This is a genomic window from Streptomyces sp. NPDC057002, assembly GCF_042673825.1.
GTDB lineage: Bacteria > Actinomycetota > Actinomycetes > Streptomycetales > Streptomycetaceae > Streptomyces.
In genome coordinates, this window is the sequence record NZ_JBHURZ010000007.1 from 427901 (window position 1) to 441835 (window position 13935).

The window sequence follows — 13935 nt, forward strand, 5'->3', positions numbered from 1 at the left end:
TGGCGCAAGATGGTTTCGAAGCCCGGATGTTGGATCCGCGAGACAGGAGGCTCATGGTCAGGTCAGTGCCCCAGCGGGACGCCGCCTGTGCGATCGCGCAGGCGGCGGCGGTGGTCGGGGACTGGTGGAGCCTGCTGCTGGTCAGGGAGACCGCACGCGGGCACCACCGGTTCGACGTGCTTCAGGGGGAGTTGGGGATCTCCCGGAAGGTGCTGACCGAGCGCCTTGCGCACCTGGTGGAGGCGGAGGTCCTGGAGAGGGTTCCGTACCAGACCGGCCCGGTGCGGTACGAGTACCGGCTCACCGAGAGCGGGCGGGGGCTGCTGCCCGTGCTGCTCTCGATGCAGGACTGGGCGGACCGCTGGCTGCTCGGCGACGGCTCACTGAGCGGCACGGCCGACGCGGACAGTGCGGAGGCCCTGCGGGTGGCGGGCCTGGTGGGCGAGCGGCTGCCGATCCTCGAACTGCCGGGGCACCGGGACGGTGAGCCGCTGGACCCGGTGGCGGAGGCCGCTGCCACCGTGCTGTTCTGCTACCCCGCGACCGGTCGCCCGGCTCCGTTGCCGGACGGGTGGGCCGACATTCCGGGTGCCATCGGCTGCACGCTGGAGAACCGGTTGTTCCGGGACGCGTACGACGACTTCCGCGCGGCGGGCGCCGAAGTGCGCGGTGTGAGTACGCAACGCCCGGACGAGCAGCGGCTGTTCGCGGCCGAGGAGGGCATCCCCTTCACCTTGCTCTCGGACGTCGATCTGCGCCTCGCCGCCGCTCTGCGGCTTCCGGTGTTCCGTGCCGGGCAGGCCCTGCGGGTGAAGCGGGCGGTGCTGGTGGTGGACCGCCAACGCGTGGTGCGCCAGGCGCACTTCCCGGTGACGGACATCCCGGGGGCGGTGCGCGAGGCGCTGGCGGTGGTACGGGCGGTGGCGGCGGGGAGCTGAACGTGTCGACGCCCCGGGCCGGTACGGAACCGGACGCGGGGCGTCGGTGGGCGTACTTCAGCCTGTTCTTGCGAGGAACCCCAGGGCTTCAGCCCTGGGAGGAATCGCATCCTCGTGCTCGCGGCGCGCAGCGCCGCGGTATCGCTGCCTGTACCCGGCCGCGGAGCGGGCGGGTGTCGTCTGTCGCGGAGCCGGAGGGTGTGCGGTGACGCATTCACCCTGTCGGGTGATCAAGCGGGAACGTGCGGTTGGTGGTCGTACGTGTGTGTACGTTGGGTGATCGTGAAGCTGACCATGCAGGTGAGACTGCTGCCGACGCCCCAGCAGGCGGCGGCACTTGAGGCGACTCTGCGCGCCTGCAACGAGGCAGCCACCTGGGCCAGCGGTGTGGCCTTCGAGAAGGACGTGAAGCGGAACTTCGCGCTGCGTGAGCACACCTACGGCGAGATCAAGACGCGGTGGGGGCTGGGGGCGCAGGCCGCCCAGCACGTGATCAAGAAGACGTGCGACGCGTACGCCACGCTGAAGGCGAACCTGACGGCGGGGAACCTGGGCAGGCCCGGCTCGAAGCGGTACCAAAAGGCCACCGAGAAGCCGATCGTCTTCCGGCCGGAAGGGGCGCAGCCGTATGACGACCGGATGTTGTCCTGGCAGATGGCAGGGCGGCGGGTCTCGGTCTGGACCGTGGCCGGGCGCATCAAGGACGTGGCCTTCACCGCCTCTGCGGAGCAGCTGGCCACGCTGGCCCTGTACCGCAAGGGCGAGTCGGACTTGCTGTGCCGGGACGGCAAGTGGTTTCTGCTGGCGACCTGCGAGGTCCCCGAGCCCGAGCCGAACACCGATCCGCACGACTTCCTCGGCGTCGACCTGGGCATCGTCAACATCGCCACCACCTCCGACGGCGAGATCATGGCCGGACGCGAGATCAACCGCGCCCGCACCCGGGAACGGACACTGCGCACCAAACTCCAGAAGAAGAACACTCCCTCCGCCAAGCGCCGCCTGAAGAAGCGCAGGCGCAAGGAGGCGCGGCGGGCGAAGGACATCAACCACAAGATCGCGAAACACGTGGTGGCCGAGGCAGAACGCACCGGTCGCGGGATCGCCCTGGAAGAGCTGACGGGCATCCGCGAACGGGTACGGCTCCGCAAGCCCCAACGGGCCACCCACTCCAGCTGGTCCTTTGCCCAGCTGGGGCAGTTCATCGCGTACAAGGCCCGCCGGGCGGGAGTGCCGGTGGTGTACGTCGACCCGGCGTACACCTCCCGCACCTGCGCCGAATGCGGCCACATCGACAGGGCGAACCGGGTCTCCCAGGACCGGTTCGCGTGCCGGTCCTGCGGATTCGTTGATCACGCAGACCGCAATGGCTCCCGCAACATTCGCGCTCGTGCGTGGGAGTTGTGGCGACGCGGGGCCTCGTCAACGGCCCCCGCCCCACCACCGCGTCAGCGGGAGGGGGCTGGACGCGAACGCAGCATCACCGCCAGTGGTGCCCGTTGCGCAAGCCCGGCGCTTTAGCGCCGGTAGTTGACTGATCTGCGGCGTACGAGACGAAGGCGGCCCACTGCTGAGCCCCGAAAGCGAGTTGCGCGCCCTGTACGCGCTTCGAGTCCCGTATGTGAATGCTCTGGGGCGCGAAGGCGACCTCCACGCACTCCGGGCCGTCAGCGGTGCTGTAGCTGCTCTTGAACCACTCCAGCGCGGAACCGTTGCCCGACGTGGGGTTGGTCATCATGTCTCTCCCAATACTTTCTCAATGAAGGCCAGCGACTCGCGGGGCGTGAGAGCTTGGGCCCGGATGATGCCATAGCGGACCTCGAAGACCTTCTGAAGGCGCAGCAACTGAAGCGATCCGTCCAGACCGGCGTGGTCCTCACGATTCGTGGGCATCACCTGGATCTCCACGTTTCGCCGCCGGCCGACCTCCAACAGGCGTTCGAGCTGCCTCCGCATCACCATTCTGCCCCCGAGCGGGCGGCGCAGCGTCACCTCTTCCAGGACGAAACTGAAGACGGGACTGGGCTGCCGGTCGAAGATCTCCTGCCGCGCCAGGCGTGCAGCGACGAGCCGTTCGACCTCGTCCTCAGCGAAGGGCGGACGCCGCATCCCGTACAACGCTCCCGCGTACTCCGGCGTCTGGAGCAGGCCATGGACGACGGAGTTGGCGTAGGCGCACAGTTCGACCGCCTCCGCCTCCAGCTTCGCCAGATCCCGTACCTTCTTCGGATACCGGGCCTCCTCCACGTCCCTCCGCAGCCCGACGATCAGGCCTCCGGCGTCCAGCACCTGATCGGCCGCCTCCAGAAACGTCGGGCTCGGTGCCCGCCGCCCCCGCTCCACCGAGGACACCTGCTCCTCGCTGTACCCGATGGCCGTCCCCAACTCGGCCTGCCGGAGCCCTTTCCGTTCGCGGCAGGTTTTGATGACCCTGCCGACCGTCCGCAGTACTCCTGCCGACTCCTCGTCGTCGGCACCGTACGGCTCCATCCCGTCCCCGTTCTGCGACCCCTGCACCGTCACGCCCACACCCGGACACCTCCACCTGCCGCCCGAACCCAACTCCGCACCACCGCACCGCGTAACGCCGCGCCGCCCGGACAGAGCCGGACAGCGACCGGACAGTGACGCTGCGTACCGTCGTCGTTGCTGGTCAGCGTAGAGACATCCGACCACGCTGAGTGACATGAACGCCGATACTGCCCACTCGACGGCCCTCGGCCTTGAGCCCGCCCGACCCGGCGGTCCCACCGGCCACTTCGCGATCCGTCTCTCGGCCACCCCCAGAGGCGCCCGCCTTGCCCGTCGCCTCGCGGCAGAGCAACTCCACAGCTGGGGCCGGTCGTACGACAGTGAGCCCAACCGCACGACCTCACTCCTCGTGGCCGAACTCGCCACGAACGCCATCCGGCACGGTCGCGTGCGAGGGCGTGACTTCCGACTGCGACTGACCCTCTACTCGGCGGACCCCGCCCTCCGTATCGAAGTCACGGACCCGCGTCCCGACCGCCGCCCACCCGCACCCGGCACCCTTCCCGTGTCCGACCTGATCTCCGGACGGGGCCTCCTCCTAGTCGAAGCCCTGTCCACCCACTGGGGAACGACCTGTGGCGACCCCTACACCAAGACCGTCTGGTGCGAAGTCGCCCTGGGGTGACCGTCGGCCGGCCGCTACTGTCGATACCCGCCGAGGAATCGCCCGATCCGCCCGATCGCCGCTTCCAGGTCGTCCGCGTGCGGCAGGGTCAGGATCCGGAAGTGATCCGGGGTGGGCCAGTTGAAGCCGGTGCCCTGGACGACCTGGATCTTCTCGCGCAGCAGGAGGTCGAGGACGAACTTCTCGTCGTCGTGGATCTTGTGCACCTGTGGGTCGATGCGCGGGAAGGCGTACAGCGCGCCCTTCGGCTTCACGCAGGTCACGCCCGGGATCTCGTTGAGTTTCTGCCAGGCCACGTCCCGCTGCTCCAGCAGTCGCCCGCCCGGCCTGGTGAGGTCACCGATGGACTGCCGCCCGCCGAGCGCGGCCTGGATGGCGTACTGGGCGGGCGCGTTGGCGCACAGCCGCATGGAGGCCAGCATGGTGAGGCCCTCCAGATAGTCCTTGGCGTGCTGCCTCGGGCCCGTGACCACCAGCCAGCCGGAGCGGAAGCCCGCCACGCGGTAGGTCTTCGACAGCCCGCAGAAGGTGAGGACGACCAGGTCGGGGGCGAGAGCGGCGGCCGAGTGGTGCACGGCGTCGTCGTAGAGGATCTGGTCGTAGATCTCGTCGGCGAACACCATCAGGCCGTGCCGCCGGGCGAGGTCGAGGATGCCCTCGACGATCTCCTTCGGGTAGACCGCGCCGGTGGGGTTGTTCGGGTTGATGATCACGACCGCCTTGGTCCGGTCCGTGATCTTCGAGGCCATGTCGTCCAGGTCGGGGTACCAGTCGGCCTGCTCGTCGCACAGGTAGTGGACCGCCTTGCCGCCCGCGAGGGTCGTCACCGCCGTCCAGAGAGGGAAGTCCGGGGCGGGGATCAGGACCTCGTCGCCGTCCTCGAGCAGCGCCTGTACGGCCATGGAGACCAGCTCGGACACGCCGTTGCCGAGGAAGACGTCGTCGACGCCGACCTCCAGGCCCAGCGTCTGGTAGCGCTGGGCCACCGCCCGGCGGGCGGAGAGCACACCGCGCGAGTCGGTGTAGCCGTGCGCCTGCGGCAGCATCCGGATCATGTCCTGGAGGATCTCCTCCGGCGCCTCGAACCCGAAGAGCGCGGGGTTGCCGGTGTTCAGGCGCAGCACACTGTGGCCCGCCTCCTCCAGCGCGTTGGCGTGTTCTATCACCGGGCCGCGGATCTCGTAACAGACCTCGCTGAGCTTGCTCGACTGCCGGAACTCCATGCGCGCGCTTCCCCTCGGCTATCTGGTGTTGCTTGGTTTTACCAAGTAGCCGCTTGGAAAGTCCAACAACTTGTCTAGACTGCGTCGCATGCCACCTCGCCGAAGCTACGACCAGTACTGTTCCGCCGCCCGCGCGCTCGACCTGGTCGGCGACCGCTGGACCCTGCTGATCGTCCGGGAGCTCCTCGCCGGTCCCCGCCGCTACACCGACCTGCACGCGGACCTGCCCGGCGTCAGCACGGACGTACTCGCCTCCCGGCTCAGGGACATGGAGCGCGACGGCCTCGCGACCCGGCGCCGGCTGCCACCGCCCGGTGCGGCCTCGGTGTACGAACTCACCGGCCGAGGGCGGGAGTTGCTGCCGGTACTCCAGGCGCTGGGGGAGTGGGGGCAGGCGGAACTGGGGGAGCGGCGGCCGACTGACGCGGTACGGGCGCACTGGTTCGCCCTGCCCCTGCTGCGTCGGCTGGACGGGGAGGGGCTCGTCGAAGTCCGCCTGGAAGAAGGGCACTTCCATCTCCACGCCGGTGCCGAGGACGGACCCGTGTACGGCGACGGGCCCGCCCCCGGGGAGCCGGACGCCCGGCTGGTGCTGGACACCGGCACCTGTACGGCCATCGGCCGGGGCGAGCTGAGCCTGGTCCAGGCAGTCAGGGAGGGCCGCGTCGAGGTGAGCGGCGAGGGCACGCTCGCCAAGGCACTGCGCGACACATGACAGAAGGCCCGCACGAAGCGGGCCTTCCGAGTCCGAGTCCGAGTCCGGTTCAGGTCAGGCAGCGGGCGGCACACCCGACGGCCGCCCCGAGCCGCGCGTCAGCGCGTATCCGGCGACCCCCGCCAGCGCGGCCAGCACGCCGCCCACCGCGGTCCACACCCACCGGTCCGACCACCAGCCGGATGCCCAGCCGTCCTCGGGTTCAAGCCCGGCCAGCACCGCCGAGGACTCCTCCTCGTCCCCGGACCCGGACCCGGACCGCGTCGCGATCCCCGGCACCAGCGGCTCGGCCAGCGAGCCGTCCACCGCCGCGGATCCGCCGATGTCCTTGGAGTCGACCCGCACTTCGGAGTCGACCGGGAGGCCCAGGTCGGAGGCGGCGACGCCGGTGACCGTCAGCCGGACGTAGTACGTGCCCGGCAGCGGGTCGTTCGCCCACGGCTCCGACCAGGCGCGGACCGTGCGCAGTGCGCAGGCCAGTTCGACGGAGGCGGCGTCCGCGGCGGCGGTGCGTGTCTGCGCCTCGTACTGGCATGCCTGGCGGCGGCGCAGACCGTCGTACACGTCGATCTGCCAGGTCTGCGGCGCGTGGGTGTCCGGCAGCTTCACCTTCGCCGTGACCGTGGGGCGCTGCCCGGTGTCGGCGGGGAACGACCAGTACAGGTAGTCGCCGGTGGAGCCGCTCGCGGTGGCGCGCTGCCCCTGCTCGAACTCCGTCGCGGTACGGAAGGAGGTGCCCGCCCGGGTGGGTGCCGCCGAGGTGTCCTGCGACGGGCTCGGCGAGGCGTCGGCCGCGGCAGGAGCGGCCCCGAGCCCCAGGGTCAGCAACGCGGCGCTCAACGCACGTATCACTCGCATCAGTTGGTCCTCCAGACCGCGACCCGCCAGCGCGACAGCCAGCCCCAGACGAGACCGGCGAGGAAGCCGGTGAGGATCAGCGCGCCGAGCAGCCACCAGCCGCGGCCTAGGCCGAAGGAGGCCACGTCGCCCGCCTGGCTCGGCCCGTCCACGACGTCGACGGTCAGCTCCAGCGGCAGCCCGGGCGTGGTCTTCACGCCGGAAGCCGCCGAGAAGGAGTGGGTGACCGCCAGGCACACGGCCTCCGCGGCCGGCTTGTCACCGTCGGCGTCGGCGTCGTCGCGCTCGGGCTCGGGGTATCTGAGCCCCGTCGAGATCACGTCCGTACGGCCGTTGCCCGCCGCCTCGCCGCGCACGATCTCCCGGCCCTTGAGCGTCACGGCCCGCAGCAGCACGCCGTAGGCCGGGTTCACTGCCCGGTCCGCCGCCACGCTCACCGAGGCGCGCAGCTCCTGCCCCGGCAGGACGTCCACCCGGTACCAGCGCTGCTGCCCGAACTCCTCCCGGTCGCTGTACAGGCCCGACTTCAGCGTCGGTGCCTCCGAGCACCGGGACGCGCCCTCGGCCGCCACCGGCGTCACCACCGGATCGGCCGCCCGGTCCACCAACTGGTTGACCTTGTCGGTGAGTTCGTCCTGGTGCTCCACCGAGGTGTAGGTACCGCCGGTGGCCTCGGCGATGCAGCTCAGCTGCCTGCTCAGCTTGGCGGTCGGCACCAGGCCCAGTGTGTCGATGGTCAGGCCGATGCCCTCCGCCGCGATCTCGCGGGCCACCTCGCACGGGTCGAGCGGGGCACAGGTGTCCTCGCCGTCGCTGATCAGCACGATGCGCTTGGACCCGTCGCCGCCGTCCAGGTCGTCGGCCGCCTTCAGCAGGGCCGGGCCGATCGGCGTCCAGCCCGTCGGGGTGAGCGTGGCGACGGCCGTCTTGGCCTCGGTGCGGTCCAGCGGGCCGACCGGGTAGAGCTGCGCGGTGTCCTTGCAGCCCGTCTTCCGGTCGTCCCCGGGGTAGTCGGCGCCGAGGGTGCGGATGCCGAGTTCGACCTCCTCGGGCGTCGCGTCGAGCACCTCGTTGAACGCCTGCTTCGCGGCGGCCATCCGCGACTGTCCGTCGATGTCCCGCGCCCGCATCGAGCCGCTCACATCGAGGACGAGGTCGACCTTGGGGGCGGCCTGGCCCGTGGGTTCGCCGGCGGCCGCTCCGGCCGGGAAGGCGATCCCGGCCGTCAGCGCGACGAGCAGGGCGCAGACGCCCGCCGCCAGCCGTTTTCTTGTGATCATCGGCGGATCTTATTGATCTCCGGGGTCGTGCTCCAAAAGCCGGGCTCCAAGGCGGGTTTCACGCAAGGGGATTGGGCAGTTCCGCCCATTGGTCCCCGGGCATCTGCGGCGAGAGCCGCATCAGTGTCAGCGCCTTGGTGGGCAGGGGTTCCGTGCGGAGTGCCGCGAGGTCCGGGGTGCGCGGAAGGTCGTCCACGGCCGTCTCCAGTGCCGCCGTCAGCGCCGCTCCCGACCCCGCCGTACCGGCCAGCGCGCCCGCCACCAGCGAGCCGAACAGCTTGCGGCGCAGCGTGCGTTCGTCGTCCGTGACCATCCGGGCGGGCAGGTCGGGCACCGTGATGCCGTGCCGGGCCAGGCGGGCCGGGCTGACGCGGATGTCGGCCAGGTCGCGGTAGACAAGCCGCAGCGGGTCGCCCTCCGGCGAGAGGACCACCAGGAGGTTCTGGCCGTGCGCCTCCAGGGCCACGCCCAGCTCCAGCAGCCGCAGCCCGACGGTGAGGGCGAGGCGCGCGAAGCCGGCCAGCCAGGCGGGGGAGCGGGGGAGGGCGCTGGTCGCGAGCGCCGCCACCGGCAGGACCCGTTCACCGCTCCCGGCGTATGTCTGCGGCGACTCCCGCAGCACGGCCGCGAAGTCGGGGGAACCGGCCGCCGCGGCGCCCAGGGTGCGGGTCACGTGCAGCAGGCCGTCCGTGCGGGCGGCGGGAGTCTCGGCGAAGTCCGACAGCGCCGCGGACGCGGCGACCGAGGGCAGCGAGATGTCCCGCACCGACGACGTCAGCCGGGCGCTGAGCGAGGTCTTGACATGCGGCCCGCCGGGCAGGGCGAGCGTCCGCAGGGACATCAGCGGATGCCCGGCGCGCCGCTCCTCGCACGCCCGCTTCAGCACATGCGCCGCCTGCCAGGGGTGCACCGGCAGCACCACGCGCCGCCCGTCCCGCAGGTCCCGCGGCCAGGCCCCCGTCACCAGGCACTCCTCCGACCGCACCGGCACCAGTCCCAGCTCCACGACCGGCCGGTGCTCGGGCCCGTAGGCGAGTTGCTCGGCGACCGAGAAACCCGGCCGGGACCGGCAGGTGGGGTGGAACGGATGCCCGTCGACGATCCGCTGCTCCCACTCCCAGTCGTTCCCCGGCCACTCGTCCGCCGAGTGCCCCTCCTGCCCCGCTCTCGACAGCGCCAACGAGGCGACACTGTGCCCGAGTTCGGCGGCGAAGGAGGCGGAGTGCGGGACGGCGAGGTCCGTCACCAGCCGCGCCGGATCGTCGTACTCCGCCCCGTCGAGCCCGACGACGGTGACGTGGTCGCCGGTGGCGTACGGATCCGGCGGCGGGCCGTGCAGCCGGCGGCCGTCGGACAGCAACAGGGTCAGCCCGTCCCGGCCCGGCTCCCTGCGGGCCACCCAGGGCAGCGGATCATGGGCGAGCCCGCGCCACAGACGGGACAGCACGGCCGCCCGGGCGCCGGGCAGTTCGGCCTCGTACCGCGGCAACAGGCCGGGCCGTACGACGGCCAGTTCGTCGGCGACCTCGGCCTCGGCGGTGGGGAAACGGTGCACGGGCGGGCTCCTCGGGTACGAATAGGGCGTCACGGCGCGATGACGGCGACCGGCATACTGATCATCTCCGCCTGGAAGTCCGGAAGTCCCGGAAGGGCCGCTGGGAACGTGGAGAACACAAGGAACGCAGGGAAACGAGTGGATCGCGTGGACCTCATGCCCCCGCCCGCCGACGCGTACGCCGCCGTACCGCTGCTGAACTGCCTGCTGCGGGAAGTGGCCCGGCCGGTGCGCCGGACCGGCGAGCACCGGATCTACCGCCTGCCCGGCGGAGACCGTCTGCTGCGGGTGCGCGGGACGCGGCGGCCCGCCGAGCCCGAGGTCGAGGGGCCGGACGGCTGGCAGCGCGTCGGCCACACCGAACTGGTCAAACTCGTCGCCGAGGAACTGCGCCGGCACACCGGCCTGTCCAACCACGAACTGCCCGCCGAGATGATCGACAGCAGGGACGCCGTGGCCGCCCTGCTGGAGGCCCGCGACCGCGCGACCCCGCCCGACGATCCCTATCTGCGCTCCGAGCAGTGCCTCCTCACCGGCCACACCCACCACCCGGCCCCCAAGGCGCGCGGCGGCGGTCCGGCCGCGGGCTGGCTGCCGTACGCGCCCGAGGCGTACGCCCGTTTCCCGCTGAACCTGCTCGGGCTGCGCGAGGACAGCGTCGTCGAGGAGGGCGACACCTCCCCCCTCGACGCCCTCGGCACCGCCCCGCCCGGCTACCGGCTGCTCCCGGCCCACCCCTGGCAGCTCGACCTGGCGAGCGCGGAGCTCGCCGACGCCTTCGCGGACGGCAGACTGGTCCGGCTCGGCACGACCGCCTTCGACACCTGGCCCACGGCGGCGATCCGCACGCTCTACGCACCCGGGCACGACCTCTTCCTGAAGTTCAGCCTCGACGTGCGCATCACCAACGACATCCGCCGGCTGTGGCGCCACGACCTGCTCGCCCTGCGCCGCACCGACGCGGCCGTGTGCGCGGCCTTCGACGACTTCGGAACGCTCGACGGCCCCCCGGCCTGGCTCGGCGACCGCGGGTACCGCACCGCGGACTTCGCCTTCGAGGCCCTGGCCGTCCTCGTCCGCGACGGCTTCGCCGGCCGGCTCCTGCCCGGCGCGACCCCGCTGCTCGCCGCCGGACTCGTCGAGGGCTTCGACGGCAGCCCGCTCGACCGCGCTGCCGACCCCGGGGCGTGGTGGGCGGCGTACCTGGCGCAGGTGGTGCCCCCGGCCCTGGAGGCCTTCGCCCGGCACGGCGTCGTCATCGAGGCGCATCTGCAGAACACCCTGGTCGCCGTGGACGCCGACGGCATGCCCGTGCAGGCGCTGTACCGGGACGCCGAGGGCGTGAAACTGCTCCCGGACGTCTCCCGGGAGGCCGGCTGGGAGCGGCTCGTGTACTGCCTGGTCGTCAACCACCTCACCGAGATCGCCGGCGCCCTCGCCGAACGCCGGCCCGGCTTCGACCCCTGGCCCGCCGCCCGCCGCGAACTCGCCCGCCACGACCTGCCCGAGATCTCCGGCCTGCTCACCTCACCCACCCTCCCCGCCAAGACGAACCTCCTGCTGCGCTGGACGGGCGCGAACGGTGCCGACGCCCGCTACCTGCCGCTGCCCAACCCGCTCAGGGAAGGAACGTGACGTCGCGGTCACCAGGGCGTGCCCGCCCGCCCCGCACGCCCCACGAGACGGACTGAACCGGTGCTCCGGCCGCATGGAATGATGGCCGGCGACATGGCGACGGCGGAACGAGGAAGCCGGTGTGAATCCGGCGCGGTCCCGCCACTGTGACCGGCCTCGGCCGGGAGCCAGGAGACTCACGCGGTCGCCTCCTCGACGAACCACCGGGGCGGATCTCCCCGGAGAGAGGAAGGGTGCGGCATGTCCGCAACCCCGGCCGGAGGGGTTCCGTGCCGCGTCGTCGTGTGCCGGGACTGCTGCTGCGGCAGTCGCAAGGTGACCGGCGTCGACCACGCGGCCCAGACCGAGCGGCTGCGCGAGGCGGCGCCCGTGCGGGTCTCCGAGTGCCTCGACGTCTGCGACCAGGCCAACGTCATCGTCGTACAGCCGTCGGCGGCCGGCCGGGCCGCCGGGGCCCGGCCGGTGTGGTTCGGTCTGGTCAACGACCCGGCCGCGACCGAGGACATCGTCACCTGGGTCCGCGAGGGCGGCCCCGGTGTCGCGCCCCTGCCCGACATCCTCGACCTGTACGCCTTCAGCCCGCTCGCGAAACGACGCGCGGGCAGTTCCTGACCACGGCCGGGGGCCTCAGGACTCCTCGGCCGGTACGCACAGGACGGGGATGTTCGAGAGGTGCAGCAGTTTGTGGGGGGTCGAGCCCAGCAGGGCGCCGCGCACCGGGCTCTCGCCCCAGGTGCCCACCACGATCACCCTGCCGTCATGGCGTGCCGCGGCGTCGATGAGCGCCTGCGCGGGCCGCTGGTCGATGAGTTCGACGGTGCTCGGCACGCCGGCTTCGTCGGCGACCCGGACGGCGTGACCGAGCACGGTGGTCCCGGCCTCGCGGACGGCATCGTAGTGAGCGCCGTACTCCTCGCCCGTGACGCCCGGGGCCGCGGCGCCGTAGACGATCACCAGCGGTTCGCCGTACGCGGCCGCCACCTCGATCGCGACCCGCAGCGCGCTCCGGGCGCCCGGGGACTCGTCGTAGCCGAGGACCACCGACATCTCAGGACTCCTTGCCGTGCTTGCCGGGGACGAGGCCGGGGTCGACCACGCTGGGGTGTTCCGACCAGAACACGGGGGTGATCAGCCGCCACACGACCATGAGGATCACGCCCGTGACGATGATGCCGATACCGATGACCAGCGGGGGACCGAGGCCGAACCACGAGACACCGCTGTAGGAGTTGGCGGGGTCGGACATGTCCGCCACGGACTCCACCAGCAGCCAGGCCAGCAGCCCGGCACCGACCAGGGGGCCGAGCCCGATCAGGAGGAAGTCGCGGGCACTGCGGGTCAGCTGGCGCCGGTAGTAGACCGCACAGGCGACACCCGTGAGCGCGTAGTAGAACGCGATCAGCAGGGACAGCGCGGTCAGCGAGTCGAACAGGGCGTTCTCGCTGATGTGGTAGAGGACGAGGTACCAGACGATGGCGATGCCGGCGACCCACCAGGTGCTCACGTCGGGGGTGCGGAACCGCGGGTTGATACGGCCGAAGTGCGCGGGCAGCGCATGCCGGCGGGCCATCGACAGACCGGTGCGCGACGCCGGGATGATCGTCGTCTGCGTCGACGCGAGCGCGGACGTCGAGACCGCCAGCAGCACCACCCAGTCCCAGCCGCCCATCGCCTCTTCGGCGAGCAGCGCGAAGATGAACTCCTCCTCCGCCGCGTTCTCGGCCAGATAGGCCGTTCCCGCGTACCCCACGACCGCGAACGCGACCGCGAGGTAGGTCACCAGGAGCAGCACCGTCGACCACACGGCCGCCTTGCCGGGGGCGGTGGCGGAGTCCTCGGTCTCCTCGGTGAGGTTGACCGCCGACTCCCACCCCCAGTAGATGAACACGCCCAGCAGCAGGGCGGCGGTCAGGGACGCCCCGCCCGCTCCGAAGGGATCGAGCCAGCTGAACTCCGGTTCGATGGCGTCGAGGGTGCCGGTGCCGGCGTAGACGCGGTAGAGCGCCACCACGGCGAAGACCAGCAGACAGGCGACCTGCGCCAGGATGAGGACGTTCTGCACCTTGGCCGACACGTCGATGCCGATCACGCAGACGGCCGTCATCACCAGGACGAGCAGCACGGTCAGCACCTGGCGGACGACGTCGTTGTCCGCCCAGCTGTCCAGACCGACCGCGAGCAGGAAGAAGGTCACGGCGACGTCCGCCAGCGACCCGACGACCAGAACACCCGTCATGGCGATGGCCCAGCCGCCGAGCCAGCCCGCCCACGGCCCCATGGCCCGGGTGACCCACGAGAAGGTCGTGCCGCAGTCCTGGTCGACCTTGTTGAGGTAGTAGAAGGCCGACGCGATCAGCAGCATCGGCACGAACGACGCGATCATCACCCCGGGGGCGTAGATGCCCACCAGCGCCACGACCGGGCCGATGACCGCCGCCACCGAGTACGCCGGTGAGGTCGCGTTGAGCCCGATGACCAGAGCGTCGAGGAACCCGATCGCATTGGGCTTCAGGCTCGCGGACGGTGGCGGGCCCGCGTCCGTGATGTCCTCGGCCATGCTCCCTCACTCCCGTT

14 protein-coding genes and 1 riboswitch are annotated in these 13935 nt (G+C 71.6%); of the genes, 6 read left to right on the forward strand and 8 right to left on the reverse strand.

Annotated elements, in window-relative coordinates; translation table 11 throughout:
- The first annotated feature begins 53 nt into the window (after positions 1 to 53).
- Positions 54 to 938 (forward strand): winged helix-turn-helix transcriptional regulator, encoded by an 885-nt coding sequence (locus ACFT32_RS32950; RefSeq protein WP_382496581.1) that lies wholly within the window; start codon positions 54 to 56, stop codon positions 936 to 938.
- 282 nt (positions 939 to 1220) lie between these two features.
- The gene (locus ACFT32_RS32955) at positions 1221 to 2459 is read left to right on the forward strand and encodes an RNA-guided endonuclease InsQ/TnpB family protein (protein ID WP_382496583.1); all 1239 of its coding nucleotides are present in this window, start codon (positions 1221 to 1223) and stop codon (positions 2457 to 2459) included.
- Here ACFT32_RS32955 and ACFT32_RS32960 read toward each other — a convergent pair.
- Entirely contained in the window at positions 2419 to 2676 is a 258-nt protein-coding gene (locus ACFT32_RS32960) for a DUF397 domain-containing protein (RefSeq protein WP_382496584.1), read from the reverse strand. The two genes, ACFT32_RS32955 and ACFT32_RS32960, sit on opposite strands and share 41 nt — an antisense overlap.
- Positions 2673 to 3428 (reverse strand): helix-turn-helix domain-containing protein, encoded by a 756-nt coding sequence (locus ACFT32_RS32965; protein WP_382496698.1) that lies wholly within the window; start codon positions 3426 to 3428, stop codon positions 2673 to 2675. Before ACFT32_RS32965 ends, ACFT32_RS32960 begins: the two co-directional genes overlap by 4 nt.
- Before the next feature lie 196 nt (positions 3429 to 3624).
- Between ACFT32_RS32965 and ACFT32_RS32970 the strand changes: the two genes are divergently transcribed.
- Positions 3625 to 4095, forward strand: a complete 471-nt coding sequence (locus tag ACFT32_RS32970) for an ATP-binding protein (protein ID WP_382496585.1) — start codon at positions 3625 to 3627, stop codon at positions 4093 to 4095.
- 14 nt (positions 4096 to 4109) lie between these two features.
- On the opposite strand, the gene ACFT32_RS32975 is transcribed toward ACFT32_RS32970, so the two are convergent.
- Positions 4110 to 5318 carry a pyridoxal phosphate-dependent aminotransferase gene (locus ACFT32_RS32975; protein WP_382496587.1) on the reverse strand — a complete coding sequence of 403 codons (1209 nt, stop codon included), beginning with the start codon at positions 5316 to 5318 and terminating at the stop codon, positions 4110 to 4112.
- A gap of 88 nt (positions 5319 to 5406) precedes the next feature.
- Here ACFT32_RS32975 and ACFT32_RS32980 point away from each other — a divergent pair, with 88 nt between their 5' ends.
- On the forward strand, positions 5407 to 6033 hold the full coding sequence (locus ACFT32_RS32980; protein ID WP_382496589.1) for a winged helix-turn-helix transcriptional regulator: 627 nt from the start codon (positions 5407 to 5409) through the stop codon (positions 6031 to 6033).
- A gap of 54 nt (positions 6034 to 6087) precedes the next feature.
- On the opposite strand, the gene ACFT32_RS32985 is transcribed toward ACFT32_RS32980, so the two are convergent.
- The 3 genes from ACFT32_RS32985 to ACFT32_RS32995 are packed head-to-tail and all read right to left on the reverse strand — an operon-like array spanning position 6088 to position 9726.
- Complete coding sequence (locus tag ACFT32_RS32985; RefSeq protein ID WP_382496591.1) at positions 6088 to 6891, reverse strand: hypothetical protein; 804 nt, start codon at positions 6889 to 6891, stop codon at positions 6088 to 6090.
- Positions 6891 to 8171 (reverse strand): VWA domain-containing protein, encoded by a 1281-nt coding sequence (locus tag ACFT32_RS32990; RefSeq protein WP_382496593.1) that lies wholly within the window; start codon positions 8169 to 8171, stop codon positions 6891 to 6893. Before ACFT32_RS32990 ends, ACFT32_RS32985 begins: the two co-directional genes overlap by 1 nt.
- A 58-nt stretch (positions 8172 to 8229) precedes the next feature.
- The gene (locus ACFT32_RS32995; RefSeq protein ID WP_382496594.1) at positions 8230 to 9726 is read right to left on the reverse strand and encodes an IucA/IucC family protein; all 1497 of its coding nucleotides are present in this window, start codon (positions 9724 to 9726) and stop codon (positions 8230 to 8232) included.
- 156 nt (positions 9727 to 9882) lie between these two features.
- On the opposite strand from ACFT32_RS32995, the gene ACFT32_RS33000 reads away from it, so the two are divergent.
- Both ACFT32_RS33000 and ACFT32_RS33005 read left to right on the forward strand, forming a co-directional pair.
- Positions 9883 to 11361: an IucA/IucC family protein gene (locus ACFT32_RS33000; RefSeq protein ID WP_382496699.1), complete on the forward strand. Its 1479-nt coding sequence runs from the start codon at positions 9883 to 9885 to the stop codon at positions 11359 to 11361.
- A 105-nt stretch (positions 11362 to 11466) separates the two neighbouring features.
- Positions 11467 to 11539, forward strand: a riboswitch (cobalamin riboswitch).
- Positions 11540 to 11601: 62 nt separating this feature from the next.
- The gene (locus ACFT32_RS33005) at positions 11602 to 11973 is read left to right on the forward strand and encodes a (2Fe-2S) ferredoxin domain-containing protein (RefSeq protein WP_382496596.1); all 372 of its coding nucleotides are present in this window, start codon (positions 11602 to 11604) and stop codon (positions 11971 to 11973) included.
- A gap of 15 nt (positions 11974 to 11988) precedes the next feature.
- On the opposite strand, the gene ACFT32_RS33010 is transcribed toward ACFT32_RS33005, so the two are convergent.
- Both ACFT32_RS33010 and ACFT32_RS33015 read right to left on the reverse strand, forming a co-directional pair.
- Positions 11989 to 12408 carry a universal stress protein gene (locus tag ACFT32_RS33010; RefSeq protein ID WP_382496598.1) on the reverse strand — a complete coding sequence of 140 codons (420 nt, stop codon included), beginning with the start codon at positions 12406 to 12408 and terminating at the stop codon, positions 11989 to 11991.
- Position 12409: 1 nt separating this feature from the next.
- Positions 12410 to 13918 (reverse strand): APC family permease, encoded by a 1509-nt coding sequence (locus tag ACFT32_RS33015; RefSeq protein WP_382496600.1) that lies wholly within the window; start codon positions 13916 to 13918, stop codon positions 12410 to 12412.
- Between the last annotated feature and the right edge of the window lie 17 nt (positions 13919 to 13935).